Source organism: Leifsonia sp. 21MFCrub1.1 (assembly GCF_900107895.1).
Classification (GTDB): Bacteria; Actinomycetota; Actinomycetes; order Actinomycetales; family Microbacteriaceae; genus Leifsonia; species Leifsonia soli.
In genome coordinates, this window is sequence record NZ_LT629867.1 from 2,838,690 (window position 1) to 2,860,625 (window position 21,936).

The 21,936-nt window shown below is 70.1% G+C and carries 17 protein-coding genes; 5 read left to right on the forward strand and 12 right to left on the reverse strand.

Annotated features, from left to right (window positions below; translation table 11 throughout):
- Nucleotides 1–56 precede the first annotated feature (56 nt).
- The 11 genes from BLW09_RS13495 to BLW09_RS13545 all read right to left on the reverse strand — a co-directional run bounded on the left by BLW09_RS13495 (nt 57) and on the right by BLW09_RS13545 (nt 14,010).
- A complete protein-coding gene (locus tag BLW09_RS13495; RefSeq protein ID WP_089913639.1) occupies nt 57–1,286 on the reverse strand; it encodes a multidrug effflux MFS transporter in 1,230 nt (409 codons plus the stop codon).
- 285 nt (nt 1,287–1,571) lie between these two features.
- A complete protein-coding gene (locus tag BLW09_RS13500) occupies nt 1,572–2,750 on the reverse strand; it encodes an ROK family transcriptional regulator (protein WP_089913641.1) in 1,179 nt (392 codons plus the stop codon).
- Nucleotides 2,751–2,844: 94 nt separating this feature from the next.
- Complete coding sequence (yicI, locus tag BLW09_RS13505; RefSeq protein WP_089913644.1) at nt 2,845–5,091, reverse strand: alpha-xylosidase; 2,247 nt, start codon at nt 5,089–5,091, stop codon at nt 2,845–2,847.
- A 16-nt stretch (nt 5,092–5,107) separates the two neighbouring features.
- Entirely contained in the window at nt 5,108–6,004 is an 897-nt protein-coding gene (locus tag BLW09_RS13510) for a carbohydrate ABC transporter permease (RefSeq protein ID WP_089913646.1), read from the reverse strand.
- Nucleotides 6,004–6,969 (reverse strand): carbohydrate ABC transporter permease, encoded by a 966-nt coding sequence (locus BLW09_RS13515; protein WP_089913649.1) that lies wholly within the window; start codon nt 6,967–6,969, stop codon nt 6,004–6,006. The genes BLW09_RS13510 and BLW09_RS13515 overlap by 1 nt, the downstream gene beginning before the upstream one ends.
- Nucleotides 6,970–7,081: 112 nt before the next feature.
- A complete protein-coding gene (locus BLW09_RS13520; protein ID WP_089913653.1) occupies nt 7,082–8,392 on the reverse strand; it encodes an ABC transporter substrate-binding protein in 1,311 nt (436 codons plus the stop codon).
- Between the two features lie 218 nt (nt 8,393–8,610).
- Nucleotides 8,611–9,813 carry an ROK family transcriptional regulator gene (locus BLW09_RS13525; protein WP_089913655.1) on the reverse strand — a complete coding sequence of 401 codons (1,203 nt, stop codon included), beginning with the start codon at nt 9,811–9,813 and terminating at the stop codon, nt 8,611–8,613.
- Nucleotides 9,814–9,865: 52 nt separating this feature from the next.
- Nucleotides 9,866–10,963, reverse strand: coding sequence for a Gfo/Idh/MocA family protein (locus BLW09_RS13530; protein ID WP_089913657.1), 1,098 nt, complete (start codon nt 10,961–10,963; stop codon nt 9,866–9,868).
- On the reverse strand, nt 10,948–11,640 hold the full coding sequence (locus BLW09_RS13535; RefSeq protein ID WP_089913660.1) for a ThuA domain-containing protein: 693 nt from the start codon (nt 11,638–11,640) through the stop codon (nt 10,948–10,950). Before BLW09_RS13535 ends, BLW09_RS13530 begins: the two co-directional genes overlap by 16 nt.
- 89 nt (nt 11,641–11,729) lie before the next feature.
- Entirely contained in the window at nt 11,730–12,917 is a 1,188-nt protein-coding gene (locus BLW09_RS13540) for a Gfo/Idh/MocA family protein (RefSeq protein WP_089913663.1), read from the reverse strand.
- Nucleotides 12,918–13,005: 88 nt separating this feature from the next.
- Entirely contained in the window at nt 13,006–14,010 is a 1,005-nt protein-coding gene (locus tag BLW09_RS13545; RefSeq protein WP_089913666.1) for a LacI family DNA-binding transcriptional regulator, read from the reverse strand.
- A 145-nt stretch (nt 14,011–14,155) separates the two neighbouring features.
- On the opposite strand from BLW09_RS13545, the gene BLW09_RS13550 reads away from it, so the two are divergent.
- On the forward strand, nt 14,156–15,127 hold the full coding sequence (locus tag BLW09_RS13550; protein ID WP_089913668.1) for an acetylxylan esterase: 972 nt from the start codon (nt 14,156–14,158) through the stop codon (nt 15,125–15,127).
- A 24-nt stretch (nt 15,128–15,151) separates the two neighbouring features.
- On the opposite strand, the gene BLW09_RS13555 is transcribed toward BLW09_RS13550, so the two are convergent.
- Nucleotides 15,152–16,153 (reverse strand): LacI family DNA-binding transcriptional regulator, encoded by a 1,002-nt coding sequence (locus tag BLW09_RS13555; RefSeq protein WP_089913671.1) that lies wholly within the window; start codon nt 16,151–16,153, stop codon nt 15,152–15,154.
- A 110-nt stretch (nt 16,154–16,263) separates the two neighbouring features.
- Here BLW09_RS13555 and BLW09_RS13560 point away from each other — a divergent pair, with 110 nt between their 5' ends.
- From BLW09_RS13560 to BLW09_RS13575, 4 genes are read left to right on the forward strand one after another with little or no spacing between them, the layout of a single operon-like run.
- Nucleotides 16,264–17,550 carry an ABC transporter substrate-binding protein gene (locus tag BLW09_RS13560; protein WP_089913674.1) on the forward strand — a complete coding sequence of 429 codons (1,287 nt, stop codon included), beginning with the start codon at nt 16,264–16,266 and terminating at the stop codon, nt 17,548–17,550.
- Between the two features lie 11 nt (nt 17,551–17,561).
- Nucleotides 17,562–18,599, forward strand: a complete 1,038-nt coding sequence (locus tag BLW09_RS13565) for a carbohydrate ABC transporter permease (protein WP_089913678.1) — start codon at nt 17,562–17,564, stop codon at nt 18,597–18,599.
- Entirely contained in the window at nt 18,596–19,492 is an 897-nt protein-coding gene (locus BLW09_RS13570) for a carbohydrate ABC transporter permease (RefSeq protein ID WP_089913681.1), read from the forward strand. The genes BLW09_RS13565 and BLW09_RS13570 overlap by 4 nt, the downstream gene beginning before the upstream one ends.
- A gap of 30 nt (nt 19,493–19,522) precedes the next feature.
- Nucleotides 19,523–21,847: a beta-glucosidase family protein gene (locus tag BLW09_RS13575; RefSeq protein ID WP_089913685.1), complete on the forward strand. Its 2,325-nt coding sequence runs from the start codon at nt 19,523–19,525 to the stop codon at nt 21,845–21,847.
- The last annotated feature ends 89 nt before the right edge of the window (nt 21,848–21,936 follow it).

The following is a 21,936-nucleotide window of genomic DNA, read 5'->3' on the forward strand; positions in this document are numbered from 1 at the left end:
CGTACCCGCGGCGGCATGCGCCGCCTAGGTGCTCGGCCGGCGCCGAGTCAGTGCACCTAGTGCGCCAGCTGCGGGACCGACCGCGGCCGCACCACGATCCAGAGCGAGGCGATCGACACCAGCGCGCAGACGGCCATGACCGCACCCATCGGGGCGGCGCTGCCGACGCCCAGGATGCCGACGACCGGCGACACGATTCCCGCGATGCCGAAGTTCAGCGCGCCGAGCAGGCTGGCCGCGGTCCCGGCCTCGTGGCCGTGGCCGTTGAGCGCGAGAACCTGGACGCACGGGAAGCCGAACCCGCACGCCGCGATGAAGAACCACAGCGGGATGACCGTTCCCCACAGTCCGACGTGCGACTGGTCGAGCACAACGATGGTCACCGAGGACAGGAACATCACGATGGTGGAGCACGCCAGGATCCACTGCGGCCCGACGTACTTGGTGAGGCGGGCCGCCGACTGCACGCCGATGATGATGCCGATGGAGTTGATCGCGAACAGCAGGCCGTACTCCTGCGCATTGAACCGGTAGATCTCCTGGAAGATGAACGAGCTCGACGACAGGTAGGAGAACAGGCCGGTGAAGTTGGCGGCTCCGACGATCGCGATGCCGACGAACACGCGGTCGCTGAGGACCGCCTTGTAGCGCTGGCCGACGGTCGAGTGCCCCGCATCCTGGCGGCGCGCCTTGGGCAGCGTCTCCACGATCCACAGGGCGACGCAGATGATGACGAACGCGCCGTAGCAGGCGAGCACCACGAAGATGCCGCGCCACGGCATGACCAGCAGCAGCCAGGAGCCGAGCACGGGGGCGAGCACCGGGGCGAGGCCGTTGACGAGCGCCAGGCGGCTCAGCATCCGGACCAGGGGGCGGCCGCCGAAGAGGTCGCGGACCATGGCCATGGCGACGACGCCGCCCGCCGCGGCGCCGATGCCCTGCAGCGCCCGCGCGACGCCGAGGAGCTCGACGTTCGGGGCGATGGCCGCCGCGAGGCAGGCGATGATGTGCACGGCGGTCGCGGCCATGAGCGGCGTGCGGCGGCCGATCTTGTCCGACCACGGCCCGACCAGCAGCTGCCCGACGCCGAAGCCGATCGTCGTGGCCGTGAGGGTCAGCTGGATGGCCGCGGTCGAGACGTCGAAGTCGTTCTGCAGGGTCGGCAGCGCTGGCAGATAGGTGTCGATCGTGAACGGGCCCAGTGCGGTGAGCGCGCCGAGGATCAGGATGTAGGCGAGGCGCTGGCGGCCGGAGAGCGAGTCTCCGGGATGCACGACGGTGGTCACGAAAGGGTCCTTGGCAGGTCGAGGTGGATGCGGGTCGCGCCCGCCGTCGGACGCACGAACAGCACCGCGCGCAAGCGGTGCTGTCGGGAGTGTGGTTCGAATCGATTCGATTGATCGACTACAACAAATCCTATACCGTACAGCCCCTCGATGTGAACGTGCACATCACGTTCTCCTCGCCGAGATTTGCGCCAAGTCTCCTGCAGACGTTCCCAGGGCGCACATTTGCGCCAAATCTCGAGCAGGCGGACGCCCAGGGAGCGACGGGATGCGGACGGAACGCGGTCAGGACGCGGGAGCGGCCAGCAGCGGGCCGAAGGCGAGCTCGGCCGCACCGATCATCAGGATGTCGGAGCCCAGCCCCGCACGGACGATCGAGAGCCGCTCCGCACTCGCCGCGAGCGCCTGCTCGCCGACCAGCCGCGGCAGCCGATCGGGGTCGAGCGCGTGCAGCGCGCCGAGGAACCCGCCGAGCACGATGAGCTGCGGGTCGAACACGTTGGTGGCGTTGCGGAGCGCCGTCGCCAGGAAGCCCACCTGCCGGTCCACCTCCGCCGCCACGGCCGGGTCGCCCGCGTCGATGGCCGCCGAGAGCGCCCGGTCGAGCTCCTCCGGGTCGGCCGCTTCCATCCTGAGGACGCGCAGCAGGGCGCTCTGGCTCACCTCGGTCTCCAGGCAGCCGATGGCTCCGCAGTGACAGCGGACGCCCGCGGAGTTGACGAGGGTGTGCCCGAGCTCACCCGCGTAGCCGCTGATGCCGGTCAGGGGCGACCCGCTGACGATGACCCCGGCGCCGATGCCGGAGGCGCCGCCGTTCAGGTACACCAGGTCGCTCGCGCCACGGCCGGCGCCGAACAGGCGCTCGGCGTTGGCACCGAGGCTCGCGTCGTTCGCGGCGAGCACCGGGTACCCCGTGGCCGCGGCGAGTTCGGCGGCGAACGGCTCCTCGGCCCACTCCAGATGGGGAGCGAGCCGCACGACCCCGTCCTCCTCCCGCACGAGTCCGGGCACGGCAACGCCGATCCCGACGACGCGCGAGGCCCCGGCGAGGTCGGGACGCAGTCCGTCGACGACCGCCGCGGCGATGGCCACCGCCTCCGCCGCCGAGGGGATGTGTCCGGTCGGGTATCGCACGCGCCGCCGCACGGTCCCGTCGAGGCCGACGACGCCGACGGTGACGGCGTCGATCTCGGGATTGATCGCCAGGGCGACCACGCGGCCATCGGGAGCGACGACCGGAGACGGCCGCCCGACGCGGTTGCTGAGCTCCGGCTCCCGCTCCTGCACCAGCCCCAGCTCCGCCAGTTCGGCGACGAGGGCGCCGACGGTCGACCGGTTCAGCCCGGTCGCCTGCGTGAGCGCCGACCGGGCCAGCGGACCCTCGCGGTGGACGAGCCCGAGCACGGTCGCGAGATTGTGCCGCCGCACCGTGTCGAGGTTCGTCCCCGTCGCCTTGCCGTTCATACTCCGCGTAACTGTACCGTCGGGCCGGGTGTCCTGTGACGTGGGCGCCAGGCGCGCGCCCACGTCACCGGCCGGCCGGCCCGGATGCGCCGGCTCAGTCGAGGGTCGCCGTCCCCGACTCCGAGGCTGCAGTGCGACCGGTGACCGCGTCCCGCAGCGTGAAGGGATGCTCGCCTGGCCCGGTCGCGGTCAGCGCAGAGCCCCGGCGGGTCACCGTGTACTCCGCGATCTCGCCCTCGGGCGTCGTCACCGTCACGGTGCGCACTCCGTCCGGTCCCGGGTAGACGGCGAGGGTGAGGCCGGTGCGGTAGTCGTAGTCCGGGCGGTCGTCGCGGGCGCCGAGGGGCAGGACCGCTCCCTCGCGCACGAACAGCGGGATGCTGTCGAACCCGTGGCTCTCGCGCAGCCAGCGTCCGCCCTCCACCCGTCGCCCGGAGAAGTACTCGGTCCACGTCCCGTCTGGCAGGTAGAACTCGACCTCGGACGGCGAGAACACGGGTGCGACCAGCAGGTCGGCTCCGAGCATGTACTGCCGGTCGAGGTAGCCGACCGCCGGGTCGCCAGGGAACTCCAGCTGCATCGGGCGCATGACCGGCGTCCCGGCGGTGTGCGCCTCCCGGCCTGCGGCGAACAGGTACGGCATGAGCCGCAGCTTCAGCTTCGTGAACAGCCGGGTGACCTCCACGGCCTCCTCGTCGAACGCCCACGGCACCCGGTACGAGTCGCTGCCGTGCAGCCGCGAGTGGCTCGACAGCAGGCCGAACGCCGTCCAGCGCTTGAACACGCCCGGGTCCGGGGTGCCCTCGAAGCCGCCGATATCGTGGCTCCAGAAGCCGAAGCCGCTGAGGGCCAGCGAGAGCCCGCCGCGCAGCGTCTCGGCCATCGACTCGTAGCTGGAGGTGTTGTCCCCGCCCCAGTGCACGGGCAGCTGCTGACCGCCGGCCGTCGCCGATCGCGCGAACAGCACGGCGTCGCCCTCGCCGCGCGCCTCCTGCAGCACCTCGAACACGGCCTCGTTGTAGAGCTGCGTGTAGAGGTTGTGCATGCGCTCGGGCGACGAGCCGTCGAAGTACTCCACCTCGAGCGGGATGCGCTCCCCGAAGTCGGTCTTGAAGCAGTCGACCCCCTGGGCGACGAGCGCGCGCAGCTTGTCCTGGAACCAGCGGGTCGCGTCCGGGTTCGTGAAGTCGACGAGGCCCATCCCGGCCTGCCACAGGTCCCACTGCCAGACGTCGCCGTTCGGCCGCTTCACGAGGTAGTCCGCCGCCGCGGCCTCGGCGAACAGCGGGGAGCGCTGCCCGATGTACGGATTGATCCACACGCAGACGCGGAGGTCCTTGTCGTGCAGGCGCGCGAGCATCCCCTCCGGGTCCGGGAACGTGCGCGGGTCCCACTCGAAGTCGCACCAGTTGAACTCGCGCATCCAGAAGCAGTCGAAGTGGAACACGGACAGCGGGAGGTCGCGCTCGGCCATGCCGTCGATGAAGGAGGAGACGGTCGCCTCGTCGTAGTCCGTGGTGAAGCTGGTGGACAGCCACAGACCGTACGACCACGCCGGCACCGCTGCCGGCCGGCCGGTCAGCGCGGTGTAGCGCTCCAGGATCTCCTTCGGGGTGGGACCGTACACGAGGTAGTACTCGAGGCTCTCCCCCGGCACCGAGAACTGGACCCGCTCCACCGACTCCGACCCGATCTCGTACGAGACGTGGCCGGGGTGGTTGACGAGGACGCCGTAGCCGCGGTTGGTGAGATAGAACGGAATGTTCTTGTAGGCCTGCTCACTGGAGGTGCCGCCGTCGGCGTTCCAGATGTCGACGACCTGGCCGTTCTTCACCAGCGGCCCGAAGCGCTCGCCCAGGCCGTAGACGAGTTCGCCGACGCCGAGCGCCAGCTGCTCGTGCACGAAGGTCCCCTCGCCGGCCACGGTCATGTAGCCGAGCGACTTGTGGCCGCTCGAGGTGAGAACCCGGTCGCCCGCCGAGAAGGTCAGCGACCAGGGAGCACCCCGCTTCACCGTGGCCGTGAGGCCGCCCGTGGTGAGCACCCCCGCCTGGTCGTCGACGGACACCTGCGCGTGCCCCTCCTCGACGTGGAGGTCGAAGCCCCGCTCCGGTCGCGTGCCCTGCCAGTGGTCGATGCGGACGCCGACCACCCCCGGCAGCGGCGAGGTGAGGGTGACGGTCAGCGTCGGACGGTTGAGGGTGTCGCCCCGGCGCTCGATGACCTTGGCGGGTGCGGTGATCGTGATGCTGTCGTCGCCGGCGACCACGTCGTACGCCTCCTGGGCGTAGACGGGCGTGACGCCGTCGCGCAGCATCCAGAAACCATCGGTGAACTTCATGCGGTGACTGCTCCGGTTACTTGACCGCGCCGGCGGTGATGCCGCGGGTCAGGGTGCGCTGGAAGATGAGGAAGAAGACGAGGGTGGGGATGAGGCCGAGCAGCGCCGAGGCGGACGTGGTCGTCACATCCATGAGCCGGTCGCCCTGCAAGGCGCTGATCGCCACCGGGACCGTCTGGTTGTCGTTCGACACCAGGAAGGTCAGCGGGATCAGGAACTCGTTCCACGTCCAGATGAAGAAGAAGATGAGCAGGACGCTCAGCGTGGGCCGCGAGATCGGGACGACGACCCGCCAGAGGATGCGCCAGCGGCCGGCGCCGTCGAGGGATGCGGCCTCCAGCACCTCCTTCGGGAAGGTGCCGTAGACGCTCGACAGCAGGTACGTGCCGAATGCGCTCTGGATCACCGTGAAGATGATGATGACCGCCCACGGATTGTCGTACAGGCCGACCTGCTTGAACATGAAGTACAGCGGGTAGAGCAGCGCCTCCTGCGGCAGCATGTTGGCCAGCAGGAAGAGCACGATGATCCAGGTGCGGGCCTTCACCCGGCCGATGCCGAGGGCGTACGCGTTCAGCACGGACAGCACGACGGAGAGCAGGGCGACCATCCCGGAGATGAAGATCGAGTTCCACAGCTTCTCGGGGAAGTTGACGCGGTTCCAGAAGTTCACGATGCCGTCGGTGTAGAACGACGTCGGCAGCTGAAGCGGACCGCCCGAGTTGTAGTCGGCCGGGCTCTTGAACGAGTTGATCAGGATCAGCAGGAACGGGAACGCGATGCCGATCCCGATGAGGATCGCGACGACCAGGATGACCCAGTCGGTCACGGTCTTGCGCGGCTTCTGGCGCTTCAGCTTCCGGGGAGCAGCGGGGGCCGCATCCGTGCGGGGGCGTTCGATGGTGGTCGACATCAGATCTGGTTCTCCCTGCGCTCCGCGCGGTTCTGGGCGAGCATGAAGAGGACGGAGACGGCGATGATGACCACGGTCAGCGCGGTCGCGATCGTTGCGCCGTATCCCACCTGCTGGCTCTGGAAGAACTCGCTGTACGAGTAGTAGCTGGGCACCATGGTCGCGGTGCCGGGGCCTCCGCGGGTCAGGGTGTAGACCGGGCCGAAGACCTTGAGGGCCGCGATCGTGCAGGTCAGCGTCACGACGAAGATCTCGGGCCGGATGATGGACACGGTGATCGAGCGGAACCGCTGGAACCAGTTCGCACCGTCGAGCTCCGCCGCCTCGTACAGTTCGGGGTCGACGCGCTGCAGCGCGGCCATGAAGATGACGACCGGGTAGCCGATCTGCACCCAGACCATCACCGCCATGATCGACGCGAGGGCCGTGTCCGGGCTGCCGAGCCAGTTGTGCGAGAACTGGCCGAGGCCGACGGCCTGCAGCATGGTGTTGAGCGCGCCGTTGTCCGGGCGGAGGATCCAGCCGATCACGATCGCGGCGATGACGACCGGAAGGATCTGCGGGAGGTAGTAGGTGGCCCGCAGGAAGCTGGCGAGCTTGCCGCCGAACTTCTTGCCGACCAGGTCGAACAGCATCGCGGCGAGGATGAGGCCGACGAGGGTCGGGATGACGACCATCGCGACGATCATGGCGATGGAGTTGCCGAACGACGTCCAGAACTTGTCGTCGCCCATCAGCCGGACCCAGTTGTTCAGTCCGATGAACTTGGGCGGGCGGATGCCGCGGTAGCTCGTGAAGCTGAGGTAGATGTTCCAGACCAGCGGCACGAGGACGATCACCGTCAGCAGGACGAATCCCGGGAGCAGGTACCACCAGAACCGGCCGTGTCCGTGGCCGGGCACCAGGGATTCGCCGCGCGCTCTCTGCGTGCGCCCCTCGGGCGCGCGCACCGTCACGTCGACCATGCGTTCTCTCCTTTGCGTTCCCTCCCCACCGTCGAGTCCGCGAACTTTGCACGCTGGAGCGGTGTTCCGCGTGCAATCTCTGCGGACTCGACGGCGGGGGCGAGAGGGGGTGTTATTGGTTGACGATCTGGTCGACGCCGTCCTGGTACTCGGAGCCGAGCTCCTTGTTGACCGCGGACGGATCCTTCGTGCCGTTGATGAGCTCCTGCAGACCGGCGTTGAGCTGGTCGTAGAACGTCGGCGTCGGCCAGTCGGGGTAGTACGCGATGCCGTCCTCACCGGTGAGGGTGTTGAAGTTCGCGATGAGCTCCTTCGACTTCTCGTCGGTGATGTCGCTCGTCTTGGCGGCGACGGGGACACCGCCGTTGTTGCCGATCAGCGCCTGGATCTTCGGCGTCATCGTGATGTCGATGAACTTCTCGGCGAGGCCCTTGTTCTTCGCCTTCTCCGGGATCACCCACATGTTGCCAGCGGATCCGGGCGAGAGCTTGGTGCCGGGGAAGAGGAACGTGCCCCACTGGTAGTCCTTGATCTCCGTCTGGAAGCGGCCGTACCACCAGCTGCCCGAGAAGAAGATCGGGTACTTGCCCGAGATGAACGACGTGCCGGCGTCCTCGGCCTTGAGGCCGGAGGCGTCCTTGGAGATGTAGCCCTTCTGCACCCAGTCGTCGACGGTCTTGGTGGCGTAGGAGAGCTCGCTGCCCTGCCAGTTCACCTTGCCCTTGTAGAGCTGGTAGTCGTCGACGAAGGAGCGGTCGGCCTTGGTCAGCGCGAGCTGGTACCAGAGCTGACCGAGCGGGTACTCCGCGGCCGACTCGGCGAGCGGGGTGACGCCGTTGTCCTTGAACTTCTGCAGCGCGGCGACGAACTCGTCCTGGGTCTTCGGGACCTCGATGCCGTACTTCGCGAACATGTCCTTGTTGTAGTAGACCTCGACGTACTCGCCGTAGTTCGGGACGCCGTACCAGGAGCCGGAGCCCATGATGCCCTTGTCGTCGTAGCGAGCGGTGGTCTGCAGGCTCGGCGCGAGCTTCTTGTCCCAGCCGTACTTCTTGACGGCGTCGTCGAGGTTGCTGAGCAGACCCTGGCTGGCGAGGAGGCCGGCGGTGGCGTTGCCCTTGTTGTACTCGAGGATGTCGGGGGCCTGGTCCGAGTTCAGGACCTGGGACGCGGTGGAGCGGATCTGCTCGAAGGCCTTCGCCTCGAACTTGACCTTGGCGCCGGTCTCCGACTCGAACTCCTTGATGGCCTCGTTCCAGGCCTTGCCCATGGCGGAGTCTTCGCTCTCGAAGTGCCACAGGGTGAGCGTCTTGCCCTTCCCGTCGGTGCTGTCGGACGACGAGCCGGACGTCCCGGAGCAGCCGGCGAGCAGCAGGGCGCCGGCGGCCAGAACGGCGCCGATTGCGAGGTGCCTCTTGCGCATCTGTTACCTCCTTGTAGTGGAGTGGACGCGCGTCTGCAGGCCTCGCAGCCACTCCGATGCATTTTGTTGGTGAACACAACATAAGCGACGGACTGCTCGGAAAGCAAGTTCACGTTTCGATTCTCAACCGCGCGAAAACAGGGCAGACCGGTTAGTTCTCGGCAACAACATACGGGCCCAGATTGCCGGGAATGCTTGGATCGGGGCGGTGTTTCGGGCTACGCGGCGGCCAGCGCCCGCGCCGGGTCCGCGATCAGATCCGCCAGCACCAGCTCGGCCGCGCCGATGAGCAGCTGGTCCGTGCCCAGCTCCGCCTCGACCACCGTGACGCCCTCCCTCGCCGAGTGCACGACGTCGTCGAGGAGGTCGGGGGCGCCGTGGGCACGGGCGCCCCGGTAGAGGGCGGCGAGGAAGCCGCCCAGGACGAGCAGGGAGGGATTGAAGACGTTGACGGCGTTGCGGGCCGCGATCGACAGCGACGCGTAATCCCGTTCGATGACGGCGAGCGCGACTGGGTCCTCCGTGGCCACCAGACGATCGGCGAGGGATGCCGCCTCCGCCGACGCGAGACCCACCGACGCCAGCAGCTCCGCCTGCGTCACCTCGGCCTCCAGGCATCCGCGGGAGCCGCACGAGCAGGAGCGGCCGTCCGACCGGACGAACGTGTGCCCGAACTCCCCCGCGTATCCGGCGGCGCCCGTCAGCAGGCGGCCACCGCCGACGGCCCCTCCGCCGATGCCGGACGCCCCGCCGATCATGTACACGAGGTCGTCGATGCCGCGACCGGCCCCGAACGCGCTCTCCGCGCGCAGGCCCAGGACGGCCGCGTTCGCCGCCCACACCCGGTGGCCGGTCGCGGCGGACAGCATCCCGGCGAGCGGTTCGTCCACCCAGCCGAAGTGCGTCGCCTCCCGGACCATGCCGTCCGACAGCCGCACCTGGCCCGGGACGGCGACGCCGATCCCGGCGATGCGGATGCCCGACTCCCCCGCCAGCATCCCGGCGATCCCGGCGGAGGCGAGCGTGACGGTCTCCGCGGCCGACCGCGCGGACGCGGTCTCGATGCGGACGCGCTTGAGCACCCGGCCGCCGAGGCCGACGAGACCGACGATGACCGCATCCACCTCGGGGTTCACGGCGACGGCGGCGACGCTGCCCGAGACCCGGACGACCGGGCTGGGCCGGCCGGCCCTCCCGCCTCCTGGCGTCTCGTCCACCTCGACCAGGTCGAGGGCGGCCAGCTCGGCCACCAGGTCGCCGACGGTCGAGCGGTTCAGCCCGGTCAGGCGCGTCAGGTCGCTGCGCGACAGGGCGCCGTCGCGGTGCACCAGGCCGAGCACGGTCGCCAGGTTGCTGCGGCGCAGCGCGTCCGTGGCGCCGCCCGAGGACGGGCGGACGGTGCTCAGCTCGGATGCGGACATGGAATGACCATAACGCGCGGCGTGCGCGACGCCGCTCACCCGGTCGGCTCGCTCACCAGCTCTCGGGGCGCGCGCCGAGCGGCACCGGAGCGGGGCGCTCGACGCGGGACGAGAGCTCCACCACCGTGTGCGTCGCTCCCGCCCGGATCACCGACTCCATGATCTCCAGCACGTGGAAGGCGAGCTCGCCGGATGCCCGGTGCGGGCGACCCGTCTCGATCGCCCTGGCCATGTCGGCGAGGCCGTACCCGCGGCCGGCGTCCGCGTAGCCGGCGGCGACCGGCACCTCGCGGAACTCGCGGTCGTCGGCGGTCGCGACGGCGACCGGGTCCGAGAACATGTTCGGGTCGGGGACGGCGATCGTCCCGGCCGTCCCGTAGACCTCGAACTTCGGGGCGCGCGTCGCCCACACCTCGAAGGAGACGGTCACGGTCGAGATGACGCCGGAGGCGTGCTCGAGGACGGCGGTGACGTGCGTGTCCACATCCACCGGGATGGTCGAACCGGCGAGCGGGCCGGTCGCGACCGTGCGCTCGCGCGTCGAGCGTCCGGTGGCGCCGGACACCCGCACGACCGGGCCGAAGAAGCTGACCAGGCTGGTCAGGTAGTACGGTCCCATGTCGAACAGCGGACCGCCGCCCGGCTGGTAGTAGAACGCGGGAGCGGGATGCCAGAGCTCGTGTCCCGGCGCGCTCCACGCGACGGCCGCGGCGACCGGATCGCCGATCCGTCCGTCGTCGAGCAGGGCGAGCGCGGTCTGGATGCCGGTCCCCAGCACGGTGTCCGGCGCGCTGCCGATCCGCAGGCCCAGCGCAACCGCCCGTTCGAGCACCGGCGCCGCCTCGGCGGTCGAGAGGGCGAGCGGCTTCTCGCCGTAGACGTGCTTCCCCGCGGCGAGAGCGCGCAGGGCGATCTCCGCGTGGGCCTGCGGAATGGTCAGGTTGAGCACCGCATCCACCTCGGGATGCGCGAGCAGCTCGTCGACCGAGAGCCCGAGCACGCCCTGCTCCGCGGCGACGGCGGAGGCGCGTGCGACATCGAGGTCTGCGACGGCGGTCAGGCGCAGGTTCGGCAGCTGGGGGAAGTGCTCGAAGTACTGGCGGCTGATGACGCCGACCCCGACGACGCCGACATTCAACGGGACGCCCACAGCATCCCCCTCTCGATGATGGTGCGGACGGGCTGGCTCTCCACGATCTCCAGCCGGTGGCCGGGCGCCGAGACGAAGATGCGGCCGGCGCCCCACTGCCGGGTCCAGATGGCCGGCGCGGTGACCGGGCGGTTCCACGCGTCCCACGGGCGCACGCTCTGCGTCGTGGTGGCGAGGACGTCGTTGTACTCGTCGCTGAGCACCCAGTACTGCTCGGTGACGAGGTCGAAGTCCTCGATGCCCTGCGTGATGGGGTGCGTGCGGCCGTACTCGGTGATGTGCACCGTGTAGGGGATGTAGTTGTCCGACTGCTCGCCGGTCCGCTCGGCCGGGTCCTTGCCCGCGTGATGGGCGAACTGCCCGCCGATCATGTGCAGGTAGTCGGCGTTGTTGCGATACGAGTCGGCGATGCCGCCGTGCCAGCCGGCCATCCCCGTCCCGTTGAGGATCGCGCGCTGGAGGCCGCGGAACTCGGCGTCCTCGATGGTGTTCATGGTGTTGACCTGCACGACGAGGTCGACGGTGTCCATGACGGCGTCGTCCGCGTAGACGGACGTGCCCTCCTCCACCCGGGTGTCGAAGCCGTTCTCGCGGAGGAACGGGAGGAACAGCTCCGTGGTCTCGACGGGCATGTGCCCATCCCATCCTCCGCGGACGATCAGTGCCTGCTTGCTCATGCTTCCTTCCGGTGTCGCCGCCTGCTCCTGAGTTTTTCGGCCCCGAGCACGGCGTGTCGGGCGAAAAACTCAGGAGTTGTCGGCGTTGGTCAGGGGATCCGGGTCCAGGCGCTGCCGTCGGCGGCGCTGCGCTCGACGGCGTCCAGGACGCGCTGGATGTGGAGGCCGTCGGCGAACGACGGCTCGGGGTCGGTTCCGGACGCGATGGCCGTGACCAGGTCGACGACCTCGTGGCTGAAGGCGTGCTCGTACCCGATGGCGTGTCCGGTCGGCCACCAGTTGGCCATGTAGGGATGCTCGGGCTCTGTCACGATGATCCGCGTGAACCCCTGCTCCCCGGCGGGGGCCGTCGCGTCGTAGAACTGGAGCTCGTTCATCTCCTCGAGGTCGAACGCGATCGCGCCGCGGGAGCCGCTGAGCTCGATGCGCAGGGCGTTCTTGCGTCCGGTCGCGTACCGCGTCGCCTCGAACGCGCCGATGGCGCCGTCGGCCTCGCCGCCCGCGAGACGGGCGGTGAACCAGGCGGCGTCGTCGACGGTGACCGTCCCGCGCTCGGTGGATGCGGTGCCCGACAGACCGACGCCCTCGCCGAGCAGCGGGCGCTCCTCGACGAAGGTGGTCAGCGTGCCGGAGACGGCGCCGAGCTGCGAGCCGGTCAGGTGCTCGACGAGGTCGACGGCGTGCGCCCCGATGTCGCCGAGCGAGCCGGAGCCGGCGAGCGTCTTGTCGAGCCGCCACGTCATCGGGCCGTCCTCGTCGCGGAGCCAGTCCTGCAGGTACAGGGCCCGCACCTGGCGGATCGCGCCGAGGCGCCCCTCCTGCACGAGCCGGCGGGCGAAACCGATGGCGGGGACGCGGCGGTAGCTGAAGCCGACCATCGAGCGGATGCCGCGGGCGGCGGCGCGCTCCGCGGCGGCGGTCATCGCCTCGGCCTCGGCGACGGTGTTGGCGAGCGGCTTCTCGCACAGGACGTGCTTGCCGGCGTCGAGGGCCGCGATCGCGATCTCCGCGTGGCTGTCGCCCGGCGTGCAGATGTCGACGACGTCGATGTCCGGGTCGTCGATCACCGCGCGCCAGTCCGTCTCGGCCCGCTGCCAGCCGAACCGGCGCCGGGCGTCCTCGACGCGGACGGCATCCCGGCCGACGATCACGGACATGACCGGCTCGGCGGGGAGGTCGAAGAAGCGCGGGGCGGTGCGCCACCCCTGCGAGTGCGCTGCGCCCATGAACCCGTACCCGATCATGGCGACCCGGAGCTGCGGTCTGTCGTCGGTCATCGTCGGCCCTTCGTCTGGCGGTACCCGTGCGACGGTAGTTCGGCGCACCGGGCGGAGCAAGTTTCTCGCCAGTGTTGGAAAACTTTCGTCAGTCCGCGGGCGGCGCCGTCGACGCGCGCTCGACCAGGGCGGTCGCGAGCTCCAGCCGGCTGTTCTCGCCCTCACCCGCCCTCAGGCGGAGCGCGAGCCGCGTCGCCTCCTCCGCCATCTCCTGCAGCGGCTGCCGGACGGTCGTCAACGGCGGACGCGCCCACGCGGCGGACGGCGCATCGTCGAAGCCGACGACCGACACGTCCCCCGGCACATCCAGTCCGAGCGCGAAAGCGGCGTCGTAGACCCCGAGCGCCTGCATGTCGTTGCCGCAGACGATCGCGGTCGGCCGGTCCGGCGACGCGAGCAGCCGCCGGCCCTCCCGCTCGCCGTCGGCACGCGAGAACCCGCCCCCGCCGATCTCCGACGGCACAGGGAGCCCCGCCTCCTGCAGCGCCGACTGGTACCCGGCGACGCGGGCGCGCGAGCACATCAGGTCGGCGGGACCGGCGATGGCGGCGATGCGCCGGTGGCCGAGCGCGAGCAGATGACGGGTCGCGGCGACCCCTCCCGCCCAGTTGGTCGCGCCGATGGCCGGGACGTCCGGCGGAGGGTCGCCCGCCGGGTCGACCACGACGAAGGGGATGTTGCGGGTGCGCAGCTGACGCCGGTGATCGGCCGTCAGGTTCGAGAACTGCAGGACGATGGCGATCGGCTTGCGGCGGAGCACCCCGGTGATCAGCTCGTCTCCGACGGCGTGGTAGTCGCCGATGGTGGAGAGGGTCATCGCCAGGCCGTTCTCTCGGGTGACGCGCTCCACGCCGCGGATGACCTCGACGGACCACTCGCTCGCCAGGTTCTCGATGACCAGCTCGACGGCCTCGCCGCGCTCGGCATCCACACCGCGGCGGGCGTAACCGGAGTCGTGCAGCAGCTCCTCGACGCGGCGGCGGGTGCCTGCGGAGACGCCGGGGCGGCCGTTGAGCACCTTCGACACGGTCGACAGCGACACGGACGCCTCACGGGCGATGGCCTCCAGGGTCGGGCGGGTCTGACCGGGCATGGAGCCACTGTCGCACAGACTGTCGCACAGACTGTCGCACAGACTGTCGCACACCGGGCCGCTGCGACGCTCGGCCGCGGGCTGTGCCACAATGACGCCCAGCCTCCCGCCGCACGTTGCGAAAACCGTTCAGAAAGCGAGACCGATGCCGCTCACCGACCTGACCCACTCCGAACTGCTCGCCTTCCGTCCGCAGGTCGAGGAACCCGCCGACTTCGACGCCTTCTGGGAGCGCACGATCGCCGAGGCCCGCGCCGCGGGCGGCGTCCCCGAGCTGACGCCCGCCGACTCGCCCGTGACGCAGCTGCGGATCGACGACCTGGTCTTCCCGGGCTTCGGCGGGGAGCCCGTGCGCGCCTGGGTGTCGCGACCGCTCCACGGCGACGGGCCGCTGCCCGCGGTCGCGCAGTACCAGGGCTACGGAGGAGGGCGGGGGCTGCCCGGCGAGAACGTGGCGTGGGCGCTGGCCGGGTACGTGCACGTGTTCGTCGACACGCGCGGACAGGGCAGCGGATGGGGCAGCGGCGGAGACACACCCGACCCGCACGGTTCGGGGCCGGCCACTCCCGGTGTGATGACCCGCGGCATCCACTCGCCGGAGACGTACTACTACCGGCGCGTGTTCACCGACGCGGTGCGCGCCATCGATGCCGCCCGGTCGCTGCCGTTCGTCGACGCCGACCGGATCGCCGTGACGGGCGGCAGCCAGGGCGGCGGGATCGCCCTCGCGGCCGGGGCGCTGGCGGGCGGCGTCACCGCGGTGATGCCGGATGTCGCGTTCCTCTGCGCGTTCCGCCGGGGCGCGGAGGTCGCGGCCGGCGGACCGTTCATCGAGCTCGCGACCTATCTGTCTGTGCACCGCGACGAGGTGGCCGACGTGTTCAGCACCCTGTCGTACTTCGACGGGGTCAACTTCGCCCGCCGCATCCACGCGCCGTCGTTGTTCTCGGTGGCGCTGATGGACACGATCGTGCCGCCGTCGACCACCTTCGCCGCGTACAACCACCTCGCGGCGGCCGACCGCGCCATCGAGGTCTACCCGTTCAACGACCACGAGGGCGGAGGCGGCGCGCACTGGCGCACGCAGGCCGCGTGGCTGGCCCCCCGCTTCCGCTGACCGCGGCGCGGCAGGGACGGAGGGTCAGGAGGGGGGCGCGGCGGTCGTCGCTCGGCGGACCAGGCGGGTGGGGAGCCGCACGTGGATGCGCTCCGGCGTCTCGCCGTTCATCAGCCGGATCAGCAGGTCGGCGGCCGTCGCGCCCAGGCCCTGCATGGGCTGGCGCACGGTCGTCAGCGGCGGGCTGAACTGCGACGCCTCGGGGATGTCGTCGAAGCCGACCACCGAGAGGTCGCGCGGGACGTCGAGGCCGAGCTCGGCGGCGACTTCGATGACCGCGATCGCCGAGATGTCGTTCGCGGCGAACACCGCGGTCGGCCGGTCCGCCCTGCGCAGCAGCGGCAGGGTCACCTCGCGAACGGTGTCGTGCTCGTAGCGGCCCACTGCCACCAGCGACGGATCGAAGGGGATGCCCGCCTCGCCCAGCGCGCGGCGGTATCCCGCGTCGCGGAGGCTCGACGAGCGGAGGTCCGGACGTCCGGCCACGAAGGCGATGCGGCGGTGGCCCAGCCCGATCAGGAACGCGGTCGCGTTGCGCGCGCCGCCGAAGCTGTCCGATTCGACGGTCGGCAGGTCGGCGCGGCCGGCGTGCGGGTCGATGGCCACCATCGGGACGTCGACGTTCGCGTTCACGACGGTCGGCGTGACCATGATGACGCCGTCGATGAGCGTGCCGCTGAGCCGGCTGAGAGAGCGCCGCTCCCACCCCTCGCTCGACGGCTGGCGCGATCCGCTGTACGCGAGCAGGTCGTAGCGGGAGTCGTGGAGGGCCGTCCCGACGCCTTTGAGGATCTCGGCGGAGAACGGCTCGAAGTCGGCGACGAGCACGCCGATCACGCCGGTGCGGCGCGACCGCATGCTGCTGGCGACCAGGCTCGACTCGTAGCCGAGCTCCTGCACCACCTGCAGCACGCGCTCCACCGTCGAGGTCGCCACGCCGTACCGGCCGTTCACGGCCTTCGACACGGTGGCGACCGAGACGCCGGCAGCAGCAGCCACATCGCTGATCGTCGGACGCCGTCCCATGGCGTCAGAGCATAGCGTAGAAAAGGTTTTCGAAAACGTTTGACACCACCCCCGTCGCTTGCGACACTTCCGTCGTCCCCACCTCAACGAAGAGAACAGGTTGGAATCACATGAAAGGCACCAAGCTCCTCACCGGGGCCGCCGTCGTGATGGCCGGCGCGCTCGCCCTCACCGGGTGCAGCGGCGGCTCCGACAGCTCCAGCGACGGCAAGGTCTCCATGACCCTCTGGCAGAACTCCACCACCGGCCCCGGCCAGGCGTTCTGGAAGAATGCCGTCGCAGCATTCGAGAAGGCGAACCCGAAGGTCACCATCAAGGTCCAGTCCATCCAGAACGAGGACCTCGACGGAAAACTGCAGACCGCGCTCAACAGCGGCGACGCACCCGACATCTTCCTGCAGCGCGGCGGCGGCAAGATGGCGGCGATGGTCAACGCGGGTCAGCTGATGGACATCACCGGCAAGGTGTCGTCCGAGACCAAGAAGAACATCTCCGAAGGCTCGTTCAAGGCCGAGACCTACCAGGACAAGGTGTGGGCCATGCCCATCGCCGTCCTGCCGGGCGGGCTCTTCTACAGCCAGGACCTGTTCACGGCAGCAGGCATCACCGAGGCACCCAAGACGATCGACGACCTCAACGCCGACGTCACGAAGCTGAAGGCCACCGGGGTCGCCCCGATCGCCCTCGGCGCCAAGGACGCCTGGCCGGCGGCGCACTGGTTCTACTGGTTCGCACTGCGCGAGTGCGCAGGGTCGACCATGGAGAAGAGCGCCGACTCGAAGTCGTTCAACGACCCGTGCTGGCTCAAGGCCGCGGAGGACCTCGACGCGTTCGCCAAGACCAAGCCGTTCAACGACGGCTTCCTGACGACCTCCGCACAGCAGGGCGCGGGCAGCTCGGCCGGCCTCGTGGCCAATCACAAGGCCGCGATGGAGCTGATGGGCGCGTGGGACCCGGGCGTGATCGCGTCCCTGACCCCCGACCAGAAGCCCCTCCCCGACCTCGGCTTCTACCCCTTCCCGGAGGTTCCGGGCGGTAAGGGCGAGCCCGGCTCGATCATGGGCGGCGTCGACGGCTACTCGTGCTCGGTCAAGGCTCCGAAGGAGTGCGCCGACTTCCTCAATTTCGTCGCGTCGACGGAGCAGCAGGAGGCCTACTACAAGGCCTTCAACGCCCCGCCGGTCAACTCGGAGGCGCAGAAGGTCGTCACCGAGCCGTACCTGAAGGATGTGCTGAAGGCCTACAACGCGGCCCCGTACGTCTCGCAGTGGCTCGACACCGTCCTCGGACAGAACGTCGGCAACGCGCTCAACGTGGCGGTCGTCGACATGCTGGCGGGCAAGAGCGACCCGAAGCAGCTCATCCAGGCGGCCAACGACGCCGCCAAGAAGGGCTGAGGACGGTCCTCGTGACGAACATCCGCGAGAACACGTCCCCCGGCGTCACGCCGACAGCGGGTCTCGCGCAGCACGGCGGGGGCGGCGCAGCCGCGTCGTCCCCGCCGCAGCCGCGCCGCCGCAGGGGCAGCGGCTGGGCCATGCGCCTGGAGATCGCGCTGCTGGCCGGGCCCGCAGCCATCGTCTTCCTGGCGTTCGTGATCTTCCCCGTCGCGATCGCCGCCTACTACGGCTTCTTCCGCTGGCAGGGATACGGGCCGGCCACCGACTTCGTCGGCCTGCAGAACTACATCACCATCCTCCAGGACTCCGCGTTCCAGCAGGCCCTCATGCACAACGGGCTCATCGTGATCGGGTCCCTGGTGCTCCAGGGTCCCGCGGCGATCCTGCTGGCGCTGCTGCTCAACCGCAAGATGCGCGGACAGTCGCTGATCCGCGTCCTGATCTTCGTGCCGTACGTCATCGCAGAGGTCGTCGTCGGCACCGGGTGGAGCCTCATGCTCTCCACCAACGGCGCCCTCAACGGGCTCCTGAAGAACATCGGGCTCGGCTTCCTCGCGCAGGACTGGCTGTCGAACCCGAGCCTGGCGATCTGGACGCTGCTGGCCATCCTGACCTGGAAGTACGTCGGCTTCGCCGTCATCCTCTTCCTGGCCGGCCTGCAGGGCATCCCCGAGGAGCTGTACGAGGCCGCCGCCCTCGACGGTGCGTCGTACTGGCAGATCCAGCGACGGATCTCCCTGCCCCTCCTCGGCCCGACGCTGCGCATCTGGGCGTTCCTCTCCATCATCGGAGCGCTCCAGCTGTTCGACCTCGTCTACATCATCTGGGGCCAGTACGTCGCCTCGACCGCCGGCACGTCGACCATGGCGACCTACATGGTCGCCAACGGCCGCAACGCCGGCAACTTCGGCTACGGAAACGCCGTCGCCGTCGTCATCTTCCTGATCTCCCTGATCGTCGCCCTCTTCTACCAGCGGTTCGTGCTGCGGCGCGACACCGAGGGCGCGCTCACGGGTGACAGGCGCACCGGAAGGAAGAAGCGATGAGCGCCTTCACCGTCATCCCCGACGCCCCGGACGCCCCGGGCGTCCTGGAGGCGCCGGACCGCAAGAAGGCCAAGGGGCTGCCCTGGGGCTCCCCGACCGTCTACTTCGTCGCCCTCGTCGTCATCGCGCTGATGCTGGCGCCGATCGCCTACATCGTCATCGGCGGGTTCCGCACGAACTCGCAGATCACGGTCGACCCGGCCGGATTCCCCAACCCGTGGAACGCCGCGAACTACATCGGCGTGCTCACCGGCGGGGTCTTCTGGCAGGAGGTGCTCAACTCGACCATCGTCGCCGTCGTGACGACGGTCGGCGTGATCATCCTCGGCCTGATGGCGAGCTACGTGCTCGCCCGCTACCGGTTCCGCGGCCGCGGCGCCCTCTACGCGCTGTTCGCCGCCGGCCTGATGTTCCCGATCACGGTGGCGATCACGCCGCTGTACATCGTGGTCCGCAATCTCGGCCTGATGAACTCGCTCGGCGGCGTCATCCTCCCGCAGATCGCCTTCGCCCTTCCGACGACGATCATCATCCTGGTGCCGTTCCTCCGCGCCATCCCGGACGAGATCCAGGAGGCGGCCTTCATCGACGGCTGCAGCCGACTGGGCTTCTTCTGGCGGATGGTGCTGCGCCTGTCGCTGCCGGGGGTCATCACCGTCGGCATCCTGGCCTTCATCGCGAGCTGGAACAGCTACCTGCTGCCCCTCTTCCTCCTCAACAACGAAGCGACGTTCACGCTGCCCCTCGGAGTGCAGGCGTTCTCGTCGCAGTACTCCGTCGACACCGCCAAGGTGCTGGCGTTCACGTCGCTGTCCATGATCCCGGCGCTGATCTTCTTCAGCCTGTTCGAGCGCCGCATCGTCGGCGGCCTGACCGGCGCCGTCAAGGGCTGACGCCCGCCCGTCAAGAAGTGTGAGATCGACATGACCGAATCCCTCCCGCGCTCGACTGCGCCCTCCGAGCGCGTGAGCACCCTCCTCGCCTCCATGACGCTGGAGGAGAAGCTCGCCCAGCTGGTCGGCTTCTGGGTCGACAAGGGCGACGAGCTCGTGGCGCCGATGGCCGGCGAGATGGGCAACCCGGGTGCGTACGCGGACGCCACCGTGCACGGACTCGGACAGCTCACCCGCGTCTACGGCACGCGGCCGGTCGATCCGGTCGAGCGCGCGGCCTGGCTGTGGGCGGAGCAGCGCCGGCTGAAGGAGGAGACCCGCCTGGGCATCCCCGCGCTGGTGCACGAGGAGTGCCTCACGGGTCTGGCGGCCTGGAAGGCGGCCACGTTCCCGACGCCGCTGGCGTGGGGGGCGTCGTTCGACCCGGAGCTGGTGGAGGAGATGGCCGGCCTGATCGGGATGTCGATGCGCGAGCTGGGCATCCACCAGGGGCTCGCTCCGGTGCTGGATGTCATCCGCGACCCGCGCTGGGGCCGCGTCGACGAGTGCATCGCCGAGGACCCGTACGTCGTCGGGACCCTCGGCACCGCCTACGTCCGCGGTCTGCAGGGCGCCGGCGTCCACGCGACGCTGAAGCACTTCGTCGGCTACTCCGCCTCGCAGGCCGGGCGCAACCACGCGCCGGTGCACGCGGGACCCCGCGAGGTGCGCGACACCCTGCTGCCCCCGTTCGAGATGGCGCTGCGGGATGGCGGGGTGCGGTCGGTCATGAACTCGTACGCCGAGATCGACGGCGTCCCCGTCGCGGCGAGCGCCGAGTACCTCACCGGAGTGCTCCGGGACGAGTGGGGCTTCGACGGGACCGTGGTCTCCGACTACTTCTCCGTCGCCTTCCTACACACCATGCACGGGGTCGCCTCCGATCTCGGCGAGGCCGCGGCGATCGCGCTCGCGGCCGGCATCGATGTCGAGCTGCCGACCGGCGACGCGTTCCTGGAGCCGCTGGTCTCGCGCATCCGCTCGGGAGAGGTCGACGAGGCCCTGGTCGACCGGGCCGTGCTGCGCGTGCTCGCGCAGAAGGAGGACCTGGGTCTGCTGGACGAGACCTTCGACGCGCCGCCCGCATCCATCGACCTGGACACACCCGCCCATCGGGATGTTGCGCTGCGGCTGGCCGAGGAGTCGCTCGTGCTGCTGACCAACGACGGCACGCTGCCGCTCGCGTCGGCCCCGGCGAGCATCGCGGTGCTCGGCCCGAACTCCGACGCCCCCGAAGCGCTGATGGGCTGCTATTCGTTCGCGAACCACGTGCTCGCCCACCACCCCGAGGTTCCGCTCGGGTTCGAGCTGCCCTCCGTTCTGGACGCGGTGCGGGCGGAGTTCCCGTCCACCTCCGTCGCGTACGAGCGCGGCTGCGACGTGGAGGGCGACGACCGCTCCGGCATCCCCGCCGCCGTCGCCGCGGCGAGCGCGGCCGACGTCGCGGTCGTCGTGGTCGGCGACCGCGCCGGGCTGTTCGGCCGCGGGACCGTCGGCGAGGGCAACGATGTGGAGAGCCTGGAGCTCCCCGGCATCCAGCGCGAGCTGGTCGAGCGGGTCGTCGCGACCGGGACCCCGGTGGTGCTCGTCGTGCTCTCCGGCCGTCCCTACGCGATCTCCTGGGCCGTGGAGGGCGTCACGGCTCCCGCGGCCGTGCTGCAGGCGTTCTTCCCCGGCGAAGAGGGCGGCCGCGCCCTGGCCGCCGTGCTCTCCGGGCGGATCTCGCCGTCCGGCCACCTCCCGGTCTCGCTCCCCCGCTCGGCGGGCGCGCAGCCGTACTCGTACCTCCACCCGGTCCTGGGCGGCCCCACCGAGATCACGAGCGCCGACAGCACGCCGGTGCTCCCGTTCGGTCACGGACTCTCGTACACGACGTTCGAGCGCAGCGACCTGGTGGCCGACGGAGAGGTGGCCGCCGGAGGGACGTTCACCGCGACCGTCCGCATCCGCAACACGGGCGAGCGCGCCGGTACGGACCTGGTGCAGCTGTATGCCCGGGATGTGCAGGCGAGCGTCACGCGGCCGGTGGCGCAGCTGCTCGGCTACCGGCGGGTGGAGCTGCAGCCGGGCGAGGAGGCCGTCGTGCGGTTCGCCGTGCCGACGACCCGCCTCGCCTTCTCGGACCGCTCGCTGACACGCATCGTCGAGCCCGGCGCCGTGGAGCTCTGGGTCGGCCCGTCGTGCGACCTCCGCGAGACGACGGCGGACGTGACGATCACCGGCCCGGTGCACGAGGTCACCCCCGCGGACGCCCGCCTGGTGACGGCGGACGTCGAGACGGCTACCGTGGGTGCCGTCTTCACGGACGCGCGCTGACCGGCGCGTGACGGGCTGCGGGTTCGCCTGGCGGACTCGCGCTCGTCGCCGCAGTGCTGTATAAGTTTATTGAAACAACAAATCACCGA